The sequence below is a fragment of the Paraburkholderia haematera genome, assembly GCF_905220975.1.
Classification (GTDB): domain Bacteria; phylum Pseudomonadota; class Gammaproteobacteria; order Burkholderiales; family Burkholderiaceae; genus Paraburkholderia; species Paraburkholderia haematera.
Map to the genome: position 1 here is coordinate 228,178 of NZ_CAJNBK010000010.1, position 20,444 is coordinate 248,621.

Here is a 20,444-nt window from a genome sequence, read left to right on the forward strand (position 1 = left end):
TGCGAGCGTGAACCGTTGGCCGCAAGCTGTCGATGGCCAGCCGTCCTGGCCGAAAAAAGAATTTGGCTTACCTTTCCGTAAACGTCAAGATCAGGTCAAAAAAAAGCAGCCACGAAGGCTGCTTTTTCTCTGATACGTGTTGATTACTTCTGACCGCGCAGTTTGCGCAGGCGCTGGATCGCAGCGAGTTGAGCCGTCGCGTACGCCAATTCCGCTTGCGCGGTGGCGTATTCGAGGTTCGAACCTGTGTTCTGCAGCGCCTCTTCCGCACGCTTGCGCGCGTCTTCGGCTTTAGCTTCGTCGAGATCCTTGCCGCGGATAGCGGTGTCGGCCAGGACCGTCACCGCGCCCGGCTGGACTTCGAGAATACCGCCGGCGACGAACACAAACTCTTCTTCGCCGTTTTCAACTTCGATGCGCACCGCACCCGGACGAATCCGCGTGATGAGCGGCGTGTGGCCCGGCAGAATGCCGAGTTCACCTGCTTCGCCCGGCAGCGCGACGAACTTCGCCTGGCCCGAGAAGATCTGCTCTTCCGCGCTGACGACGTCTACTTTAATGGTTGCCATATCGACTCCTGTGGCGACCAGAGTTGGCGCTTTAGCGCTTACTCGGGTCCCCTGCAAAGCTCGACCAGAGTTGGCGCTAGCGCTTACTCTGGTCCCATGCAAGGCTGTTGAGCGTAGTAAGAGGCGCCGGCTTTGCGTGCCGGTACGATTAAGTACCGATCCCGCGCGAGGCCGGCGCCCGCTTCGTTACACCCGACCTTTACTGGATCTTCTTGGCCTTTTCGAAGGCTTCGTCGATCGTGCCGACCATGTAGAACGCTTGTTCCGGCAGGTGGTCGCACTCGCCTTCAACGATCATCTTGAAGCCACGGATCGTTTCTTTCAGCGGCACGTACTTGCCCGGCGAGCCCGTGAACACTTCAGCGACGTGGAACGGCTGCGACAGGAAACGCTGGATCTTACGAGCGCGCGCAACGGCGAGCTTGTCTTCCGGCGCCAGTTCGTCCATACCCAGAATCGCGATAATGTCGCGCAGTTCCTTGTAGCGCTGCAGCGTTTGCTGCACACCGCGCGTGATCGAGTAGTGCTCTTCACCGATCACGTTCGGGTCGATCTGACGCGAGGTCGAATCGAGCGGGTCCACTGCCGGGTAGATACCCAGCGAAGCGATGTCACGCGACAACACGACGGTTGCGTCCAGGTGGCCGAAGGTCGTAGCCGGCGACGGATCGGTCAAGTCATCCGCAGGGACGTACACGGCCTGCACCGACGTGATCGAGCCAGTCTTGGTCGACGTAATACGCTCTTGCAGCTTACCCATTTCTTCAGCCAGCGTCGGCTGATAGCCCACTGCCGACGGCATACGGCCGAGCAGTGCCGACACTTCCGTGCCTGCCAGCGTGAAACGGTAGATGTTGTCGACGAAGAACAGCACGTCGAGACCTTCGTCACGGAAGTGCTCAGCCATCGTCAGACCGGTCAGCGCGACGCGCAGACGGTTGCCCGGCGGCTCGTTCATCTGGCCGTACACCAGCGCGACCTTGTCGAGAACGTTCGAGTCCTTCATTTCGTGATAGAAGTCGTTCCCTTCGCGGGTACGCTCGCCAACACCGGCGAACACGGAGTAACCACCGTGTTCCTTAGCGATGTTGTTGATCAGTTCCATCATGTTCACGGTCTTGCCCACGCCGGCGCCACCGAACAGGCCAACCTTACCGCCCTTCGCGAACGGGCAGATCAGGTCGATAACCTTGATGCCGGTTTCGAGCAGTTCCGTCGACGGCGACAGTTCGTCGAACGCCGGAGCCTTCTGGTGAATACCGCGAACCACGTCCGAGTTGATCGGGCCGGCTTCGTCGATCGGGCGACCCAGCACGTCCATGATCCGGCCGAGGGTCGGCTTGCCAACCGGCACGCTGATCGGCTTACCCGTGTTCTTAACAACCGTGCCACGGCGCAGGCCGTCCGATGCACCCAGACAGATGGTACGGACAACGCCGTCGCCCAGTTGTTGCTGGACTTCGAGGGTCAGTTCCGAACCTTCGAGAATGAGCGCGTCGTAAATCTTCGGCATGGATTCACGCGGAAATTCCACGTCGATCACCGCGCCGATGCACTGTACGATCTTGCCTTCTACCAAAGCAGTAGTACTCATCGCTTTTCCTTTAGATACTCAATTCTTCACTCGCGCAAAGGCGCAGTTTCGATGGGGCCGCCTAGGCGGGTGCGCCACTAAGACGCACACGTAACGACATGCCTGACCGTCATGGTCAGACCGCCGCTGCGCCACCGACGATTTCCGACAGTTCTTTCGTGATCGCGGCCTGACGGCTCTTGTTGTACACAAGCTGCAGTTCGTTGATGACCGTCTTCGCGTTGTCCGAAGCGGCCTTCATTGCGACCATTCGTGCCGACTGCTCCGATGCCATGTTTTCCGCGACGGCCTGATAGACCAGCGCTTCGACATAACGCACCAGCAGTTCGTCCACCACTGCCTGTGCATCCGGCTCGTAGATGTAGTCCCACTGCGTGCTCGGCGTCGTGCCGTCCGCATCCTTGCGCTCGAACTGGTCTGCCGACAGCGGCAGCAGTTGCTCGATCACCGGCTCCTGCTTCATCGTATTGACGAAGCGCGTGTACGCGAGGTACACCGCCGAAACCTTGCCTTCCGAGTACAGGTCGAGCTGCACCTTCACCGCGCCGATCAGCTTTTCCAGATGCGGCGTGTCGCCCAGATGCACGACATTCGACACCACCTTGGCGCGCAGACGGTTCAGGAAACCCAGACCCTTGGTGCCGATCGCAGTTGCTTCGATCGTCTTGCCCTGGCCTTCCAGTTCCTTGAACTTCTGCAGCGACGCGCGCAACACGTTGGTGTTCATACCACCGCACAAACCTTTATCGGTCGTGACGAGGATGATGCCGGCCGTTTTCGCACCTTCGTTCGACACCATGAACGGGTGACGATACTCCGGGTTCGCACGGCTCATGTGCGCAGCGATATCGCGGACCTTGTCGGCATACGGGCGAGCAGCGCGCATGCGCTCCTGAGCGCGGCGCATCTTCGATGCGGCCACCATCTCCATCGCTTTCGTGATCTTGCGCGTGTTTTGCACGCTCTTGATCTTGCCGCGAATTTCCTTCATTCCAGCCATTGCTTGCTCCTTGTCGGCCCGAGTTAGCGCATTAACGCTTACTCGGGTCCCATGCAAAGCGATCGAAGCAGCGCGGGTTCAGTTGCCTGCGGCCCGCGCCGCTTCAAGGTCCGTTTATGCCTTGCGGATCACTCGCAGATCAATAAGCGCCGGACTTCTTGAAGTCTTTGAGAGCCGTATGCAACACGGCTTCGTCGTCCTTCGAGAGTTCCTTGGTATCTTCGATGCGCTTGACCAGGTCAGCGTGGCTCGTCTTCAGATAGTCGCGCAGGCCCTTTTCGAACGGCAGCACTTGCGCAACTTCCAGATCGTCGAGGTAACCGTTGTTCGCGGCGAACAGCGCAACCGCCAGTTCCCACACTTGCAGCGGCTGATACTGCGGCTGCTTCAGCAGTTCCGTCACGCGGCGGCCGCGCTCCAGTTGCTTGCGGGTCGCTTCGTCGAGGTCCGATGCGAACTGCGCGAACGCAGCCAGCTCACGATACTGTGCGAGGTCGGTACGGATACCGCCCGACAGCTTCTTCACAACCTTGGTCTGAGCCGCACCACCCACGCGCGACACCGACACACCGGCGTTAATTGCCGGGCGGATACCTGCGTTGAAGAGGTCGGTTTCCAGGAAGATCTGGCCGTCGGTAATCGAGATCACGTTCGTCGGAACGAATGCGGTCACGTCGCCTGCTTGCGTTTCAATGACCGGCAGTGCCGTCAGCGAACCGCTCTTGCCCTTCACTTCGCCGTTCGTGAACTTCTCGACGTACTCTTCCGAGACGCGCGCAGCACGTTCCAGCAGACGCGAGTGCAGATAGAACACGTCACCCGGGTAAGCTTCGCGGCCCGGCGGGCGGCGCAGCAGCAGCGAGATCTGACGGTATGCCCAAGCTTGCTTGGTCAAATCGTCATACACGATCAGCGCGTCTTGACCGCGGTCGCGGAAGTATTCGCCCATCGTGCAACCGGCGTACGGTGCGAGGTATTGCATCGCAGCCGATTCCGAAGCCGAAGCGGCCACGACGATCGTGTATTCCAGCGCGCCGGTTTCTTCCAGCTTGCGCACCACGTTCATGATCGACGAAGCCTTCTGGCCGATCGCGACGTAGATACAGAAGAGGTTCTTGCCCTTCTGGTTGATGATCGCGTCGACTGCGACTGCGGTCTTGCCGCACTGGCGGTCGCCAATGATCAGCTCGCGCTGGCCACGGCCAACCGGCACCATTGCGTCGATCGACTTCAGACCGGTTTGGACCGGTTCCGAAACCGACTTACGCCAGATCACGCCCGGAGCAATCTTTTCGATTGCGTCGGTCTTCTTCGCGTTGATCGGGCCCTTGCCGTCGATCGGGTTGCCGAGTGCATCGACCACGCGGCCGAGCAGTTCCGGACCCACCGGCACTTCGAGAATGCGGCCCGTCGTCTTGACGATGTCGCCTTCCGAAATGTGTTCGTACTCACCCAGAATCACGGCGCCGACCGAGTCGCGCTCGAGGTTCAGTGCGAGACCGAAGGTGTTGCCCGGGAATTCGAGCATTTCGCCCTGCATCACTTCCGACAGGCCGTGGATACGCACGATACCGTCGGTCACGGAGATCACGGTGCCCTGGTTGCGAACGTCTGCGCTCGCTTCAAGGCCCTGGATCCTGCTCTTGATCAGCTCGCTGATCTCAGAGGGATTGAGTTGCATTATTCGCTCCTGATAGTCAATTCTGTTGCGTGCCAGCCGCTGAAGCGCCTCGGGCGCTTCAGGCCGTCAGAGCCGTCTGCATGCTGGCAAGCCGCGCGCGGACCGAGGTATCGAGCACTTCGTCGCCAACTGTCACGCGCACGCCGCCGATGAGCGACGAGTCGACTTCGACCGTCGGCTTCAGCTTGCGCTTGAATTTGCGTTCGAGATTTGCGACGAGTTCGTTCAACTGCGCGCCTTCGAGCGGGAATGCGCTGACGATCAGCACATCTGCCGCCCCTTCGCGGGCATTTTTCAACTCTTCGAACTGCACAGCGATTTCCGGCAGCAATTGCAGGCGATGGTTATCGACCAGCATTTGCACCAGATTCTTCGCTTGCGCGTTGTCCTTGAGCGGCGACTTGACCGCGGCCAGCAGCAGTTCGCTGACCTGGGCGCGGCTTACTTTCGGGCTCGTGGCGATCGACAGCACTTCGGGCAGACGCGCAACCTGTGCCAGCTCCTGCACGAGCGTGGACCAGGCGGCGATGTCACCAGCTTCGGCCACGCCAAACAGCGCTTCTGCGTACGGACGGGCGATGGTTGCAAGTTCGGCCATGATCAGAGCTCGGCTTTCAGTTGATTCAGCAGGTCAGCGTGAGCTGCCTGGTCGACTTCGCGCTTCAGGATCTGTTCTGCGCCCTTCACGGCGAGTGCAGCGACTTCGCCGCGCAGCGTTTCGCGCGCCTTCACGACTTGCTGGTCCGCGTCGGCCTTCGCTTGCGCGATGATGCGAGCGGCTTCAGCTTGTGCTTGAGCCTTGATTTCGTCAGCGACTGTCACAGCGCGCTTTTCTGCGTCAGCAATGCGTTGCTGACCGTCGTTGCGTGCCTGAGCGAGTTCCTGGTCGACGCGCTTGTGAGCGGCTTCGAGTTCAGCCTTGCCCTTTTCAGCGGCAGACAAACCGTCAGCAATCTTCTTCGAGCGCTCGTCGAGGGCGTTGATCAACGGCGGCCACACGAACTTCATCGTGAACCACGCGAGGATCAGGAACACGACCATTTGCGCAAACAGGGTTGCGTTGAGATTCACGGTGTTTCCTTAAACGTTGCTAGTTCGGAAAGTGAAACGGCAAGGCGCTCATCGATTCTGTATTCGATCAGCGCCTAAGTGCCCGTTCCGCCCTGCGCCTTAACTAGTTATAGCTCAGGCGCAAACTTCCGAGGAACCTCAGCCTGCCAGCTTCGACAGCAGCGGGTTCGCGAACGCGAACAGCATTGCCACACCAACGCCAATCAGGAACGCCGCATCGATCAGACCAGCCAGCAGGAACATCTTGGTTTGCAGCGGGTTCATCAGTTCCGGCTGGCGAGCACATGCTTCGATGTACTTGCCACCCATCAGGCCGATACCGATACAGGCGCCGATTGCACCCAGGCCGATGATGATGCCGATACCGATGGCGGTCAGACCCTGGATGTTGGCGATGAAAGCTTGCATGATCACTCCTTTGTGAAAAGTCTTTTAGAACTGGTTGGAACTGGGATTTAATAAAACAAAAACTAAAACAATTCGTCGTTCGACACGCCGTGATTAGTGGCTGTCGTGTGCCTGTCCGATGTACACCAGCGTCAGCATCATGAAAATGAACGCTTGCAGCAGAACGATCAGGATGTGGAAGATCGCCCAAACCGTACCTGCGATGACGTGGCCGATAAAGCCGAGCACTGACGCGTCCGCGCCGAAACCCCACATGCTGCCGAGCAGGGCAATCAGCAGGAACAACAGCTCGCCCGCGTACATGTTGCCGAACAGCCGCATGCCGAGCGAAACCGTCTTTGCGACGAACTCGATGATGTTCAATGCAAGGTTCGGGATCCACAGCAGCGGATGTGCGCCGAACGGAGCCGACAGCAGTTCATGCACGAAGCCGCCTGCGCCCTTGATCTTGAAGTTGTAGTAAATCATCAGCGCGAATACGCCGAGCGCGATGCCGAGCGTGCCGTTCAGGTCGGCGGTCGGCACGATGCGGTGATGGGGGATGGCTTCCGACAGGCCCAGCCAGCCGATCACGCGGCCCGGCAGGTCGACGGGGATGAAGTCGAGCGAGTTCATCAACGCAACCCAGACGAACACGGTCAGTGCCAACGGGGCGATGAAGGTGCGTGAGCCGTGGATCATCGACTTCGATTGATCTTCGACCATCTCGACCAGCATTTCGATCGCGCACTGGAAACGACCCGGCACGCCGGATGTCGCCTTGCGGGCTGCAAGATGCAGGATGGCGATCGTGGCCAGACCGCAAACGATCGACCAGAAAAGGGTGTCCAGATTCCACACATGAATGTCGAAAATCGACGTCTGGTGCGCGGTGGAAAAGTTCTGCAAGTGGTGCGCGATGTACTCGGACGGATCCAGAGCGCGCGTGCCTTCGCTAGCTGCCATATCGTTAATGCCACCCAAATTGTCGAAAATCGTCTCGGGCCGTTCCCGCCGCAATACTGTATTGCGGGAACACGCCGGGTGCGGATCGTGTCAGATCCGCACTCCTGATGCCGGCGCTGCGCGCCGGCCTGAATTTTGTGCTGCTACTCTTGTGCTACCACTTTTCGCTACAACCTTAGCGCCACGCCAAGGCAATCCAGTATGTCTTGAGCGCGATGAGGTAGGTCACGAGCAGCGGCACCCAGCGTACGTCGTGATACCAGAAAGCGATGGCTACAAACATCGCGATCGTTGTCCCCATCTTGAGCGCTTCGCCAATCATCCAGCTCATCGCTGTTTCGGCGCCGCTCAGCGTTCTAAGACGTGCCGCGAACAACGCGCTCGGCACCCAGCAGATCGCTCCCCCCAGGAACGCGGACAGCGCAGCATCGCCCGGCGGCTTGTAGAACAGCCACCACAGCAGCGTCGCACCCAGGGACAAAACCATTTGCGCCGCCACGACCTTGAAAGGCGTAACGCGCGATGGACGACTCACATTCGGGCCAAACAGCTTTTCAGCCTCGACCCGCGTGAGCGGAACGATATTGTTATCTTGTTGCTCGACATCCCACGCATCGTCAGTTGTAACGTGCTGACCGGTGGACGCAACGGAAACGGTGCGTTCAGCGCGGTGGTCGTCACGCCCATTCTTCGGCGCTTGATTCGACGTTTTAACCGCCATCGCAGTGTTCCGAAAGTCTTGTTCCAGCCCGCGAGCTTACGCTGCGCTTACGGGGTTGCCGTGCAATTAAATCCGGGCGATTGTAAGCGATAGTTGCAGGCAATTCAAGACTTTAGGCCGTTCAATAACCAGTGTGAAAACGGTCTCCACGATACGGGAACATGATGTCGGACAACGTATAAACGGCAAATGTAAGGCGGCCGGGGGGCGGCAAAACATGCGCAATGAATCGACGAGGCTGAAGTACGCGAATGCGTCATGTCGACGCTATTGCGGACGTCTCAAAAATGCAACAGACGACCATTTTTGCCAGCTTTGGTGGACATAAAGGGCCCCGCCGGGTAGAGGCAAGACAGCAGGCGCAGGCCGTGGCCCTTCCCAGTGCGACCAAACAGCGTCGGACACTGCTTGCGTACCGGGCGATCGATACCGCGAGCAGTCAGCGCCTGCCAGTTCATGTCGATGCCTGCCCTTCGCATCCGCCCTACCCGCTCGTCGGCACACAACGCCCGCCGCCGGATCCGAAGACGTGAAAGGACGAGGTATACGGAACCCGCCGCAACGATGCAGCGGTAAGCCCACCCCGCAAGCGGCCGCATCTGCACGGCCGATTCAGATCTCGATGCAACCCAATCATATCGACGTCACAGGGAAAACAGCCGCGCAAATCAATATGTCGGAATCCTTACCATCAAACGCGACGGATAATTAGGAATCCAACTTAAGCTCACCTGGGTTGTCGATCAAGGGAATAGTCAAGCGAACGATGCTCGCGGCGGATACGTCCGCCGCACCACCACTACCGCCGAACACACATGAAGGTTCGAGGAGGAACGGAACCCACCCATGTCCCAGCGGGTTCACATCCCTCACATTCAACCCACGATGATCACACAGTAGTAGCGTTACCACGCAGCCGGACAAGAATGCCTTCCAGTGCGTCCAGATCACCGAAATCCACCAGCACCTGCCCACGGCCGCGTCGGCCGAGCTTGATCTTTACCGTTGCGGCAAGCAGATCGGACAACTCCTCTTCGAGCCGTCGCGTGTCACGGCCGCCGTCCTGATTCGCACGTGCCTTCACAGTGGGTGCGGCCTTGGTGGTCGCCGTCACCAGTTTTTCGGTCTCGCGTACCGACATGCGCTTGTTGACGACCTGGTTGGCCAGCGTGATCTGCGTGGCGGCGTCGACGGCCAGTAGCGCGCGTGCATGCCCCATGTCGAGATCGCCGGCCAGCAACATCGTCTGCACCGGCGTCGCGAGATTAAGCAAGCGCAGCAGATTCGATACGGCACTGCGCGAGCGACCCACCGATTCAGCCGCCTGCTCGTGCGTGAAATTGAACTCGTCGAGCAAGCGCTGAATGCCCTGCGCTTCTTCCAGCGGATTCAGATCTTCGCGCTGGATATTCTCGATCAGCGCCATCGCCGCGGCGGCCTGGTCCGGCACGTCCTTCACCAGCACCGGCACCTCGTCGAGACCCGCAATGCGTGCGGCACGGAAACGCCGCTCGCCGGCAATGATCTCGTACTTATCCGCCGAAACCGGCCGCACGAGGATCGGCTGCATCAGCCCCTGGGCACGGATGCTGGCCGCCAACTCCTGTAACGCGCCTTCGTCCATGCGTGTGCGCGGCTGGTATTTACCGGCCTGCAGCTTACTGAGCGGCAGCACGTTCGGTGCACCCTCGATCGCCACGACCTCGGTAATATCCGCGCTGCCGCCAAGCAACGCTTCCAGACCGCGGCCCAATCCCTTCTTTCTTGCTACTGCGTTCATTGTGCTTCCTCGATCCTTAGGACGCCTGGGGCGCGTCATTCAACGTGCGCACCCGCTCAATCATCTCTGCACCGAACTGCACATACGCCTGCGCACCGCGCGACGCCTTATCGAACACGACACCCGGCAACCCATAGCTCGGCGCCTCGGCAAGACGCACGTTGCGTGGGATCACCACGTCGAACACCTTGTCGCCGAAGTGCTCTTTCAGCTGATCCGAGACTTGCTGTTGCAATGTGATGCGCGGATCGAACATGACGCGAAGCAGGCCGATCACCTTCAGGTCGCGGTTCAGGTTCGCGTGCACTTGCTTGATCGTGTTGACCAGGTCGGAAAGACCCTCGAGCGCGAAGTACTCGCACTGCATCGGAATCACCACGCCATGGGCGGCGCACAAGCCGTTGAGCGTGAGCAGCGACAAGGCAGGCGGGCAGTCGATCAGCACAAAGTCGTATTCACTTTCCACCGCCGCCAAGGCAACCTTCATCTGGCGCTCGCGGTTCTGTACGCTGACGAGTTCAACCTCGGCACCCGCCAGTTCACGGTTCGCGGGCAGAACGTCGTAGCCAACGGCCTCCGGGCGCACTCGCGCATCCGCCACCGACACCCCATCCACGAGTACTTCGTAGACGGTGTTCGCGCATGCAGCCTTGTCGATGCCACTGCCCATCGTGGCGTTGCCCTGCGGGTCCAGATCGATGAGAAGGACTCGCTGCCCCTGCGCTGCCAGGCTCGCGGCCAGATTGACTGCCGTCGTCGTCTTGCCGACTCCGCCTTTCTGGTTCGCAACGCAGAAGATTTTTGCCATCGTTGGTGTGTCCCTTTTGCTGCTTGAAGCTGCTTGAATAAAGTGAAAAGCGCTTTCTGCTACGCGGTGCGCGCCTCGAACCTGCCGGTGGCCGTCAGTTGCCCTCGTCCACCAAAACCTTGATCAAATGCCGCTCCGCATCGAGCGACGGCACATTCAGCCGAATGATCTGCTCCACGCGGGCACCCGCTGGCAGGCGCTCGATCTCGCCATCCGGGCGCACACCCTTCATCGCCCAGATCGCGCCCTGCTCCGCAACCAGATGACGGGCCAGTGTAACGAAATCCGAGAGCTCTGCGAATGCGCGCGACACGATTACGTCGAACTTTGCCGGTACTTCGGCGCCCGGCTGCAAAGTCTCGACGCGGCCCGTGACGACCGACAGATTCGCAAGGCCAAGCTCGGCTTTGGCCTGAGCCTGAAAAGCCGTCTTTTTATGAACAATGTCGTTCACGGTGACGGTCCAGTCGGGCAACACGATAGCCAGCACGATCCCGGGCAGACCACCACCGGAACCCACGTCCAGCACGGAGGAAACGCCGCGAGTAGCAAGATGCGGCACGATCGAAAGCGAATCCAGGATGTGCTGGATCAGCATTTGCCGCGGATCGCGAATCGCCGTCAGGTTGTAAACGGCGTTCCACTTGGACAACAGCGCAACATAATCGAGCAGCTTGCCGCGTTGCGCGTCGCTCAGATCGAGGCCGAGTTCGCGAACGCCGTTTGCTAACAGCGGCGCCAAGGCCTCGTTACCACTTCCCTTCTGACTCACCGTCATTGCGCCACCGGCGTGGTGTCGGTGCCGGGTTCGGCGGGTTTCGTCGAACGGCGCCCTAAGCCACGCTTCAGGTGGACCATCAGCAAGGAGATCGCCGCCGGCGTAATGCCGGAGATACGCGATGCCTGGCCGATGGTCTCAGGACGGAATTGCGTCAGCTTCTGACGCGCTTCAAACGACAGTCCTCGTACCTCGGCGTAGTCCAACCCCTCCGGCAAACGCGTACTTTCGTGCGATTCATTCCGCTCGATCTCATCGGCTTGGCGATCGATATAACCCTGATACTTGATGCCGATCTCGATCTGCTCCTTGATCTGGGCGAGCAAAACGCTGTCTTCGGCCAGGGCTTCAGGCGCAGCGCATGCGCCCGCGCGCAAACCGCAGACGCCGTCGTAAGTCACGCCCGGACGACGCAGCAGATCGGCCAAGCTGTATTCGTGGTCGATCGGCTTGCCGAGCAAGGCGGTCGCCTCTTCAGCCGGTAACGTCTTAGGATTGACCCACGTTGTACGGAGGCGCTCTGTTTCACGTGAAACAGCATCGCGCTTGCGGCTGAATACGTCCCAACGGACGTCATCAACCACACCGAGTTCACGGCCGATCTCCGTCAGACGCATATCGGCGTTATCTTCGCGCAGGCTCAAACGGTATTCGGCGCGGCTTGTGAACATGCGATACGGCTCGGACACCCCACGCGTCACCAGATCGTCGACCAGAACGCCCAAATAGGCTTGGTCGCGACGCGGGCACCATGCGTCCTTGCCCTGCACGTACAAGCCGGCGTTAATCCCCGCCAGCAAGCCTTGCGCAGCCGCTTCTTCATAGCCGGTCGTGCCATTGATCTGGCCCGCAAAGAACAGGCCGTTGATCACCTTGGTTTCCAGTGATGCCTTCAGTCCGCGTGGATCGAAGTAGTCATATTCGATCGCGTAGCCCGGCCGCAGGATATGTGCGTGCTCCAAACCGCGCATCGAACGCACAAGTTCCAGTTGCACATCGAACGGCAAGCTGGTGGAAATCCCGTTGGGATAGAACTCGTTCGTCGTCAGTCCTTCCGGTTCGAGGAAGATCTGATGCGACTCCTTCGACGCGAAGCGGTGAATCTTGTCTTCGATCGACGGGCAATACCGCGGCCCCACCCCTTCGATCACGCCTGTGTACATCGGCGAGCGGTCGAGCCCACCACGGATGATGTCGTGCGTACGCTCATTCGTATGCGTGACCCAGCACGGCACTTGGCGCGGATGCTGCTCGACGCGCCCCAGAAACGAGAAAACCGGCACCGGATCCAGATCGCCCGGTTGCTCTTCGAGCTTCGAAAAGTCGATCGTCCGACCGTCGATGCGCGGCGGCGTCCCGGTCTTGAGGCGGCCTTGCGGCAGCTTTAATTCCTTGAGGCGTGCGGACAACGAGACCGCGGCCGGATCGCCGGCACGGCCACCGGTGTAGTTATTCAACCCCACGTGAATCTTGCCGTCGAGGAACGTCCCGGCCGTCAGCACGACTGCTCGCGAGCGGAAACGAATCCCCACCTGTGTCACCGCGCCGACGACGCGATCCCCTTCCACCATCAGATCGTCGACCGCCTGCTGGAATAGCCACAGGTTCGGCTGATTCTCCAGCCGATGCCGGATCGCCTGCTTGTACAGCAAACGGTCCGCCTGCGCGCGCGTAGCGCGTACCGCAGGACCCTTCGACGAATTGAGGATACGGAACTGAATCCCGCCCTCGTCCGTCGCAGCCGCCATCGCACCGCCAAGCGCATCGACTTCCTTCACCAGATGGCCTTTGCCAATCCCGCCAATGGACGGATTGCAGCTCATCTGACCGAGGGTTTCGATGTTATGCGTCAGGAGGAGGGTCGTATTGCCCATGCGTGCCGAAGCCAATGCGGCTTCGGTGCCGGCATGACCGCCGCCAACGACGATTACGTCAAATTCTGTGGGAAAAAGCATCGCGGATCTCACGCCAGATCGTCGCGTGAGCCTTTCAAAGGAAAATGTATGGGCGAATTATAACGGGTTCGGTTTAGGCCCGAATTTCGGCCGAATGGCCAGACAAGAAAAAAGCGGTGTGTTTCACGTGAAACACACCGCTTCAGACGGCAGCAACCTGAACGAAATGGGAGCACTAAGCCACTTTCTTGGCCAATCCCAGATATGTTTCGATCACGCGCGGATTCTGCGCCAGATCAGCCGCGGGCCCTTCCAGCGCCAACTCACCCGTTTCAAGCACGTAGCCGTAGTCGGATATTTGCAGCGCAGCGCGTGCGTTCTGCTCGATCAACAGCGTCGCGACGCCCGTCTGCCGCAGCGCGCTAATGATGTGAAAAATTTCCTTCACGATCAGCGGCGCGAGACCCAGGCTCGGTTCGTCGAGCATCAGCAGATCCGGTTTGCCCATCAAGGCACGCCCCACTGCCAGCATCTGCCGTTCGCCACCGGATAGCGTTCCGGCTGCCTGCTTCCGGCGCTCTTTTAAGCGAGGAAAAAGCGTAAAGACCGGCTCGAGTTGATCGAGAAAGTTTCGATCCCCTGCCCGCTTGCGCCGATAGGCGCCGAGGACCAGATTGTCTTCAACGGTCATCGACGCGAACAGTTCGCGCTTCTCCGGTACCAGGCACATGCCGCGCGCGACCCGTTTCTCAACCGGTACCGCGCTGACGTCTTCACCTTGATAGAGAACCGCGCCCTTCGCATGGCCCGTAGTCGGCAATGCGCCCATGATCGCGTTCAGCAGCGTGGACTTGCCCGCGCCATTCGGACCAATCACCGAGACAATCTGCCCGGGCCGCACTTTAATTGCCGCGCCGTGCAGCGCTTCGACCTTGCCATAGCGGACCGACAAACCGTTCACGTCAAGAATTGGAGTTGCTGCATTCATCGTGTTCTCCATCACTCCACCCCGCCCAGATAAGCTTCAAGCACAGCCGGGTCTTGCTGGACATCCTGCGGCAAGCCCTCTGCGATCCGCGTGCCGAACTCCATTACCACCAACCGATCGGTGAGGTTCATCACGAAATCCATATCGTGCTCGACCAGCAACACGCTCATGCCTTCGGCCTTGAGGCGGCGCAGCAAGTCCGCCAATTGCAGCTTTTCTTGATACCGCAGACCCGCGGCAGGTTCGTCCAGCAGCAGCAAGGTCGGGTCACAGCACAGTGCGCGAGCAATTTCGAGAATCCGCTGCTGCCCCAACGCGAGGCTTCCCGCCTCGTCGTACATATGTTGCTCGAGTCCGACCCGGCGAATCTGCCGCGCCGCTTCGGCCATCAAGCGTGCTTCTTCAGCGCCGTTCAGCCGCGCAACACTGCGCCACACACCGGCATGGCCACGCAGATGTGCACCGATCGCCACGTTCTCCAACACCGTCATTCCGGGCAGCAGCTTGACGTGCTGGAAGGTGCGGCCAATGCCGCGCTTGACGATTTCGCGTGAACTCAACGAATCGATCCGCTCGCCGCGGAACGTTATTTCGCCACTCGTCGCTTGCAGCACGCCCGTGACCAGATTGAAGGTCGTCGATTTGCCGGCGCCATTCGGGCCGATCAAACCGATGATCTGCCCTGCTTTCACCTCGAAGCTGACATCGTTCACCGCGACCAGTCCGCCGAACTGTTTGCGCGCTTTATTCACCGTCAGCAGATCTTCACCGGCCGTCGGTTTGCTGCGTTGCGGCAACGGCTCCGCATGATCCGACAGATGCGCACGCGGCCCCTTCGGGAAAAACCGCGCGACGAACGGCCATACGCCCTGGCGAGCGTATTGCAGCAACAGCACCATCAGGATGCCGAAGACGATCACTTCGAAGTTGCCGTTCTCGCCAAGCAGCTTCGGCAGCAACGTTTGCAGATAGTCCTGCAACACCGTCAGAATCGCCGCACCGAGCACCGCGCCCCAGACATGCGACACGCCACCCACCACCGCCATGAATAGAAACTCGATACCGTGATTCAGACCGAACGGCGTCGGATTCACCGCACGCTGCAAATGTGCGTACAGGAAGCCTGAGATCGACGCCAACACCGCGGCATAGACGAAGATCACCACACGCATCCACGCCGTGTTGACGCCCATTGCCTCGGCCATCATGCCGCCACCGCGCAAGGCACGGATCGCCCGCCCCGGCCGGCTATTAAGCAGATTTTGAACAGAAATCACCGCGCCGAGCACCACGATCCAGATCAGGTAATAGATATGGCGGCCGGACTCCAGGTTGATGCCAAAGACATTCAGCACTGGAATTCCGTTGATGCCGTCGTACTTGCCGAGCATCTCCAGGTTGCCGAACAGATAGAACAGCGCGAGCCCCCACGCGATCGTGCCGAGCGGCAGAAAGTGACCCGACAGCCGCATCGTCACGAGTCCGAGCATCAGCGCAATCAACGCCGTCACCACCACGCCCGCGATCAGCGCGAGCCACGGCGACACGCCATACGCCGTCGTCAGATACGCGGTCGCATAGGCGCCGATGCCGACGAACGCCGCCTGCCCGAAGCTCGTCATCCCGCCGATACCCGTCAACAACACGAGACCGATCGCGACGATCGAATACAGGCCGATGTAGTTGAGCAGCGTCACCCAGTACTCGGGCACGTGAATCGGGTGCGGCAGCACCGGCAACGCGAACAGCACCACGAGGAACAACCAGAAGAACTTGTTTTGCATGATCCGTTTCATCGTGTCACTCCTCTTCTTCTTCCGAGTGCGGGCTGGCCAGACTCCGCCACAGCAGCACCGGGATGATCAGCGTGAACACGATCACTTCCTTATAGGCGCTCGCCCAGAACGACGAATACGACTCCAGCAGACCGACGAGGATCGAACCTGCGGCAGCCAGCGGATAGCTGACCAGACCGCCGATAATCGCCCCCACAAAACCCTTCAAACCGATCAGGAAGCCCGAGTCGTAGTAGATGGTGGTCAAGGGAGCGACAAGGATGCCGCACAGCGCACCGAGGCCCGCAGCAAGCGTGAACGCGAGGCGCCCTGCCTGCGTCGTGCCGATGCCGACGAGGCGTGCGCCGAGCCGGTTCACCGAGGTCGCGCGCAAAGCCTTGCCGGAGATCGCGCGATCGAAGTACAGATAGAGCGCGCCGATCAACACCGCCGCCGTGCCGACCACCCACAGGCTTTGCCCGGAGATCGACAACGTGCCGAGGTTGAAGGTCGCGTCGGAGAACGCCGTGGTCCGCGAGCCTTCCGCGCCGAACATCACGAGCCCGAGGCCGACCATCGCGAAGTGCACCGCCACTGCCACGATCAACAGCAGCAGCGTGGTCGCCTCCGCGATCGGCTCATACGCGAGCCGGTAGACGAACGGCCCCATCGGAATCACGATCAGCAGCGTCAACGCGATCTGCGCGATCATTGGCAGTGGGTGCAGGAAAACACTTTGCGTGAGCGCGTAAACCGCGATCGGAAACAGCAGGTATTTGCCGACCAGCATCACCAGCGTGCGAGCCGCATGCCCGCGTCTTTCGGGATGCCGCGCGAGCCCCGCTATCTCGACGACAAAACATGCCGCGCCCATTGCCATCAGCAACCAGCACGTCGCCGGAAATTTTTGCGTCTGCAGTGCGGCGAGCGTCAGCGCACCGTACGAAACAAACTCACCCTGGGGGATAAAGATCACCCGCGTGACGGAGAACACCAGCACCAGCGCGAGCGCGAGCAGCGCGTAAATTGCGCCGGTGGTGACGCCGTCCTGCGCGAGGATCGCCGCAATTGATAGATCCATACTTCCTCGTCCTGAAGCGTCGAAATCGAAACCGGGAAACAGTCATGGCAGCAAAACCCGCAGCCGGCCACCAACCTGCAATGCCTGAAAAGGCGACCGCCGCGCCGGAATGCGGCGCGGCGGTCGTCGCCATTGTCATCGAACAGAATGGCAATGCGGCGTCATGCGCCGCACGTTGCGCGAGAGGCGCGTACCGCTTTTGGTGTTAGTCGTTCTGCAGCTTCCACTTGCCGTCGACGATCTGCACGATCACGCGTGCGCGCTTGTCGAGGCCGTTGTGGTCGGTCGTGGTGGTGTTCATGATGCCGTGCGAGACCGGGAGCTCCTTGATGTTTTCCAGTGCGCCACGCAGTGCCACACGGAACGCCTCAGTGCCCGGCTGAGCGGTCTTCAGTGCGACCGGAATCGCCGCTTGCAGCATCTGGCCGGCGTCCCATGCGTGGCCGCCAAAGGTCGCCACCGAGCCCACGCCATATGCCTTCTCATACGCGGCCTTGTAGGCTTCTGACGACTTTTTCACCGGATTCGAGTCCGGCAGCTGGTCGGCCACCAGGATCGGGCCGGCCGGCAGCAATTCGCCTTCGCAATCCTTGCCGCACACGCGCAGGAAGTCGTTGTTGGCGACGCCGTGCGTCTGATAAACCTTGCCCTTGTAGCCACGCTCCTTGAGCGTCTTGGCCGGCAGCGCCGACGGCGTACCCGCGCCCGCGATCAGCACCGCATCCGGGTTCGCGCCCATCGTCTTCAGCACCTGGCCGGTCACCGATGCGTCGGTGCGGTTAAAGCGTTCGTTGGAGACGATCTTCAGATGATGTGCCGCGGCCGCAGCGGTGAAGACGTTGTTCCAGCCGTCGCCGTACGCATCCGCAAAGCCGATAAAGCCAACCGTCTTCACGCCGTGACGTTCCATGTAGTCGGCGATTGCGTCAGCCATCAGGCTGTCGTTTTGCGGCGGTTTGAAGGCCCACGCGCGCTTCGCGTCCATCGGCGAGATGATTGCCGCCGATGCCGCCAGCGAGATCATCGGTGTCTTGCCTTCCGCTGCGGCATCGAGCATCGCCAGCGAATTCGGCGTGACGGTCGAACCGACGATGGCGTCGACGTGGTCTTCGTCGATCAGCTTGCGCGTGTTCTGCACGGCCTTGCCGGTGTCCGACGCATCGTCGAGGATGATGTATTGCACCGTCTTGCCGCCGATCTCTTTCGGCAGCAGCGCGATCGTGTTCTTTTCAGGAATCCCGAGCGAAGCGGCCGGCCCCGTGGTGGACAGCGTGACGCCGATTTTCACCTGCGCGAAGGCAGCGCCCGCGCCGCACAACAACGCCATCGCGATACCGGTGCGTACCCATTGCTTTGTCTTTTTCATGCAAGTCTCCAAACGCTTTGAAGCGCGTATCTGTGATCCGGCTCAAGAGCCGGGTGTCTGAATCTAGTTATAGGGTCCGGGCGTGCCAAGCATGGTTTTCCCTGCTCGGCGTCAGTGCCTTCGCCGTTCTGGTACCACTCCCCTGCTGCGAACCATGACTGCGATTTCTTATGCGCGAAACACTAACATGTTAGTAGTATTGCGTTCTGCATCATCCACGGTCAATAGACTGTCGCCCGAATGCGGGTTTGTCCTGAAACCGTCGGCTTGAGCTGCCTTTTGAGCGCTCATCCTTCACTTGACCTTCACTTGACCAACGTCCAACGCACTTCATGCATCGCCATTCATCAAATGCGGGCAATAAAAAAGACGCGTCAACTGCACGCGTCTTTTTGATGGGATTCCCTATTGCTTCGCCTTCGCTCAGTCGCCGGACAGCTTCCACTTGCCGCCGACAATCTCCACCATCACACGCGCCCGCTGGTCGAGGCCAGCATGGTCGTTCGCGCTCATGTTGAAGATGCCGTGGGAAGCAGGCATGTCTTTTGTGTTTTCGAGTGCCGCACGCAGCGCTTCACGGAACGCGGGCGTGCCCGGCTGACCTTTCTTCAGCGCAAGCGGAATCGCGCGTTGCAGCAGCAAGCCTGCATCCCATGCGTGACCGCCAAATGTCGACACCGAGCCGGCACCATACGCGGCTTCATACGCGGCTTCATACGCGTGCTTGTACGCAAGCGAAGTCTTCTTGACCGGGTTCGAATCGGGTAGCTGGTCAGCAACCAGCAGCGGGCCGGCCGGCAGATAGGTGCCCTCGCAGTCCTTGCCGCATACGCGCAGGAAGTCGTTATTGGCGACGCCGTGTGTCTGATAGTACTTGCCCTTGTAACCGCGTTCCCTGAGGGTTTTTTGCGGCAACGCGGCCGGTGTGCCCGCGCCGGCGATAAGTACCGCATCAGGATTCTGCGACATGATCTTCAGCACCTGGCCGGTCACCGAGGCGTCATTGCGCGCGAAACGTTCGTTCGCAACGACCTTGATTTTCGCCAGATCGGCCGCCTTGCCGAATTCCTTGAACCAGCTCTCGCCGTATGCATCTGCGAAGCCGATGAACCCGACCGTTTTCACACCGTGATTCGCCATGTGCTGCGCGATCGCGGTGGCCATCAGAATGTCGTTTTGCGGCGTCTTGAAGACCCACGCGCGCTTCGCATCCATCGGTTCGACGATGCTCGCCGCCGCGGCCATGGAGATCATCGGCGTGGTGCTTTCGGCGGCGACGTCGATCATGGCCAGCGAGTTTGGCACGACGGTCGAGCCGATCAACGCATCCACGTGATCTTCGCTGGTGAGCTTGCGCGCGTTCTTGACGGCCTGGGTCGAATCGGTCGCGTCGTCAAGCACGATGTAGTCGATTTTCTGCCCCGCCACTTCTTTAGGCAGCAGCGCGATCGTGTTCTTTTCCGGAATACCGAGCGATGCAGCCGGCCCCGTTGCCGACACCGTCACGCCGATTTTCACGTCCGCGAATGCATGGCCGCTCCATGCTGCGGATACTCCGGTGGCGACCAATGCCGCGCTCATCCAACGCAATGCCGACTTCATCCCGCTCCTCTATCTGCCCCGTTATTCATTTGAATTTAAATCCGCAGATTTAAATCACCGACCCAGCGGTCGGTGAATAGCGAGTTTAGCGGACGAAAGTGCCGCGCTGCAAGCTTTTTGCAGGGTAGCGGCAGGCGAAATTGGACGTGATTCGGCGAATAAAAAAAGGCACCGAATTAGCAGAAGATTTGAATGGCGCTTTATGAAAAGCACAAATAAAAAGCGCTGTTGGATATCAATCCAACAGCGCTTTCGTCTGGGCACTGAGTGCCTCATTGTCTCCTCGTTCTCCACCTGCAAAATTCGTGGTGCATCAGAACTGCATGAAGATTAAACGAGCACTTAGCCGACTACAACTAGCAATTACCCTAGTGGTGCACTG

At 59.9% G+C, this 20,444-nt stretch carries 19 protein-coding genes; 1 reads left to right on the forward strand and 18 read right to left on the reverse strand.

Features of this window, described 5'->3' with window-relative positions:
- Nucleotides 1-143: 143 nt before the first annotated feature.
- The 9 genes from KHO23_RS19550 to KHO23_RS19590 form a co-directional block, all read right to left on the reverse strand.
- Complete coding sequence (locus KHO23_RS19550; protein WP_063497706.1) at nucleotides 144-569, reverse strand: F0F1 ATP synthase subunit epsilon; 426 nt, start codon at nucleotides 567-569, stop codon at nucleotides 144-146.
- 199 nt (nucleotides 570-768) lie between these two features.
- Nucleotides 769-2,163 carry a F0F1 ATP synthase subunit beta gene (gene atpD, locus KHO23_RS19555; RefSeq protein ID WP_064267030.1) on the reverse strand — a complete coding sequence of 465 codons (1,395 nt, stop codon included), beginning with the start codon at nucleotides 2,161-2,163 and terminating at the stop codon, nucleotides 769-771.
- 115 nt (nucleotides 2,164-2,278) lie between these two features.
- Nucleotides 2,279-3,163: a F0F1 ATP synthase subunit gamma gene (gene atpG / locus KHO23_RS19560; protein ID WP_211612902.1), complete on the reverse strand. Its 885-nt coding sequence runs from the start codon at nucleotides 3,161-3,163 to the stop codon at nucleotides 2,279-2,281.
- Between the two features lie 139 nt (nucleotides 3,164-3,302).
- On the reverse strand, nucleotides 3,303-4,844 hold the full coding sequence (gene atpA / locus KHO23_RS19565; RefSeq protein ID WP_211612903.1) for a F0F1 ATP synthase subunit alpha: 1,542 nt from the start codon (nucleotides 4,842-4,844) through the stop codon (nucleotides 3,303-3,305).
- Nucleotides 4,845-4,902: 58 nt separating this feature from the next.
- Entirely contained in the window at nucleotides 4,903-5,442 is a 540-nt protein-coding gene (locus KHO23_RS19570) for a F0F1 ATP synthase subunit delta (RefSeq protein WP_211612904.1), read from the reverse strand.
- 2 nt (nucleotides 5,443-5,444) lie between these two features.
- The gene (locus KHO23_RS19575; RefSeq protein ID WP_074281809.1) at nucleotides 5,445-5,915 is read right to left on the reverse strand and encodes a F0F1 ATP synthase subunit B; all 471 of its coding nucleotides are present in this window, start codon (nucleotides 5,913-5,915) and stop codon (nucleotides 5,445-5,447) included.
- Nucleotides 5,916-6,053: 138 nt separating this feature from the next.
- A complete protein-coding gene (gene atpE / locus KHO23_RS19580; RefSeq protein WP_007180033.1) occupies nucleotides 6,054-6,323 on the reverse strand; it encodes a F0F1 ATP synthase subunit C in 270 nt (89 codons plus the stop codon).
- Nucleotides 6,324-6,416: 93 nt separating this feature from the next.
- Nucleotides 6,417-7,268 carry a F0F1 ATP synthase subunit A gene (gene atpB / locus KHO23_RS19585; protein ID WP_054038577.1) on the reverse strand — a complete coding sequence of 284 codons (852 nt, stop codon included), beginning with the start codon at nucleotides 7,266-7,268 and terminating at the stop codon, nucleotides 6,417-6,419.
- Between the two features lie 175 nt (nucleotides 7,269-7,443).
- Nucleotides 7,444-7,989, reverse strand: a complete 546-nt coding sequence (locus tag KHO23_RS19590) for an ATP synthase subunit I (protein ID WP_211612905.1) — start codon at nucleotides 7,987-7,989, stop codon at nucleotides 7,444-7,446.
- A gap of 251 nt (nucleotides 7,990-8,240) precedes the next feature.
- On the opposite strand from KHO23_RS19590, the gene KHO23_RS19595 reads away from it, so the two are divergent.
- Entirely contained in the window at nucleotides 8,241-8,522 is a 282-nt protein-coding gene (locus KHO23_RS19595; protein ID WP_211612906.1) for a hypothetical protein, read from the forward strand.
- 356 nt (nucleotides 8,523-8,878) lie between these two features.
- On the opposite strand, the gene KHO23_RS19600 is transcribed toward KHO23_RS19595, so the two are convergent.
- From KHO23_RS19600 to KHO23_RS19640, 9 genes are all read right to left on the reverse strand, one after another.
- The gene (locus tag KHO23_RS19600; RefSeq protein ID WP_211612907.1) at nucleotides 8,879-9,769 is read right to left on the reverse strand and encodes a ParB/RepB/Spo0J family partition protein; all 891 of its coding nucleotides are present in this window, start codon (nucleotides 9,767-9,769) and stop codon (nucleotides 8,879-8,881) included.
- Nucleotides 9,770-9,785: 16 nt separating this feature from the next.
- Complete coding sequence (locus KHO23_RS19605) at nucleotides 9,786-10,577, reverse strand: ParA family protein (RefSeq protein ID WP_211612908.1); 792 nt, start codon at nucleotides 10,575-10,577, stop codon at nucleotides 9,786-9,788.
- Nucleotides 10,578-10,671: 94 nt separating this feature from the next.
- Nucleotides 10,672-11,355 carry a 16S rRNA (guanine(527)-N(7))-methyltransferase RsmG gene (rsmG, locus tag KHO23_RS19610; RefSeq protein WP_211612909.1) on the reverse strand — a complete coding sequence of 228 codons (684 nt, stop codon included), beginning with the start codon at nucleotides 11,353-11,355 and terminating at the stop codon, nucleotides 10,672-10,674.
- Nucleotides 11,352-13,310, reverse strand: a complete 1,959-nt coding sequence (mnmG, locus tag KHO23_RS19615) for a tRNA uridine-5-carboxymethylaminomethyl(34) synthesis enzyme MnmG (RefSeq protein WP_211612910.1) — start codon at nucleotides 13,308-13,310, stop codon at nucleotides 11,352-11,354. The genes rsmG and mnmG overlap by 4 nt, the downstream gene beginning before the upstream one ends.
- 175 nt (nucleotides 13,311-13,485) lie before the next feature.
- Entirely contained in the window at nucleotides 13,486-14,238 is a 753-nt protein-coding gene (locus KHO23_RS19620; protein ID WP_211612911.1) for an ABC transporter ATP-binding protein, read from the reverse strand.
- 11 nt (nucleotides 14,239-14,249) lie between these two features.
- Nucleotides 14,250-16,034, reverse strand: coding sequence for a branched-chain amino acid ABC transporter ATP-binding protein/permease (locus KHO23_RS19625; protein WP_211612912.1), 1,785 nt, complete (start codon nucleotides 16,032-16,034; stop codon nucleotides 14,250-14,252).
- A 4-nt stretch (nucleotides 16,035-16,038) separates the two neighbouring features.
- Nucleotides 16,039-17,094: a branched-chain amino acid ABC transporter permease gene (locus KHO23_RS19630; RefSeq protein ID WP_211612913.1), complete on the reverse strand. Its 1,056-nt coding sequence runs from the start codon at nucleotides 17,092-17,094 to the stop codon at nucleotides 16,039-16,041.
- Between the two features lie 205 nt (nucleotides 17,095-17,299).
- Nucleotides 17,300-18,460: an ABC transporter substrate-binding protein gene (locus KHO23_RS19635; protein ID WP_211612914.1), complete on the reverse strand. Its 1,161-nt coding sequence runs from the start codon at nucleotides 18,458-18,460 to the stop codon at nucleotides 17,300-17,302.
- Between the two features lie 423 nt (nucleotides 18,461-18,883).
- Nucleotides 18,884-20,062 (reverse strand): ABC transporter substrate-binding protein, encoded by a 1,179-nt coding sequence (locus KHO23_RS19640; RefSeq protein ID WP_211612915.1) that lies wholly within the window; start codon nucleotides 20,060-20,062, stop codon nucleotides 18,884-18,886.
- Between the last annotated feature and the right edge of the window lie 382 nt (nucleotides 20,063-20,444).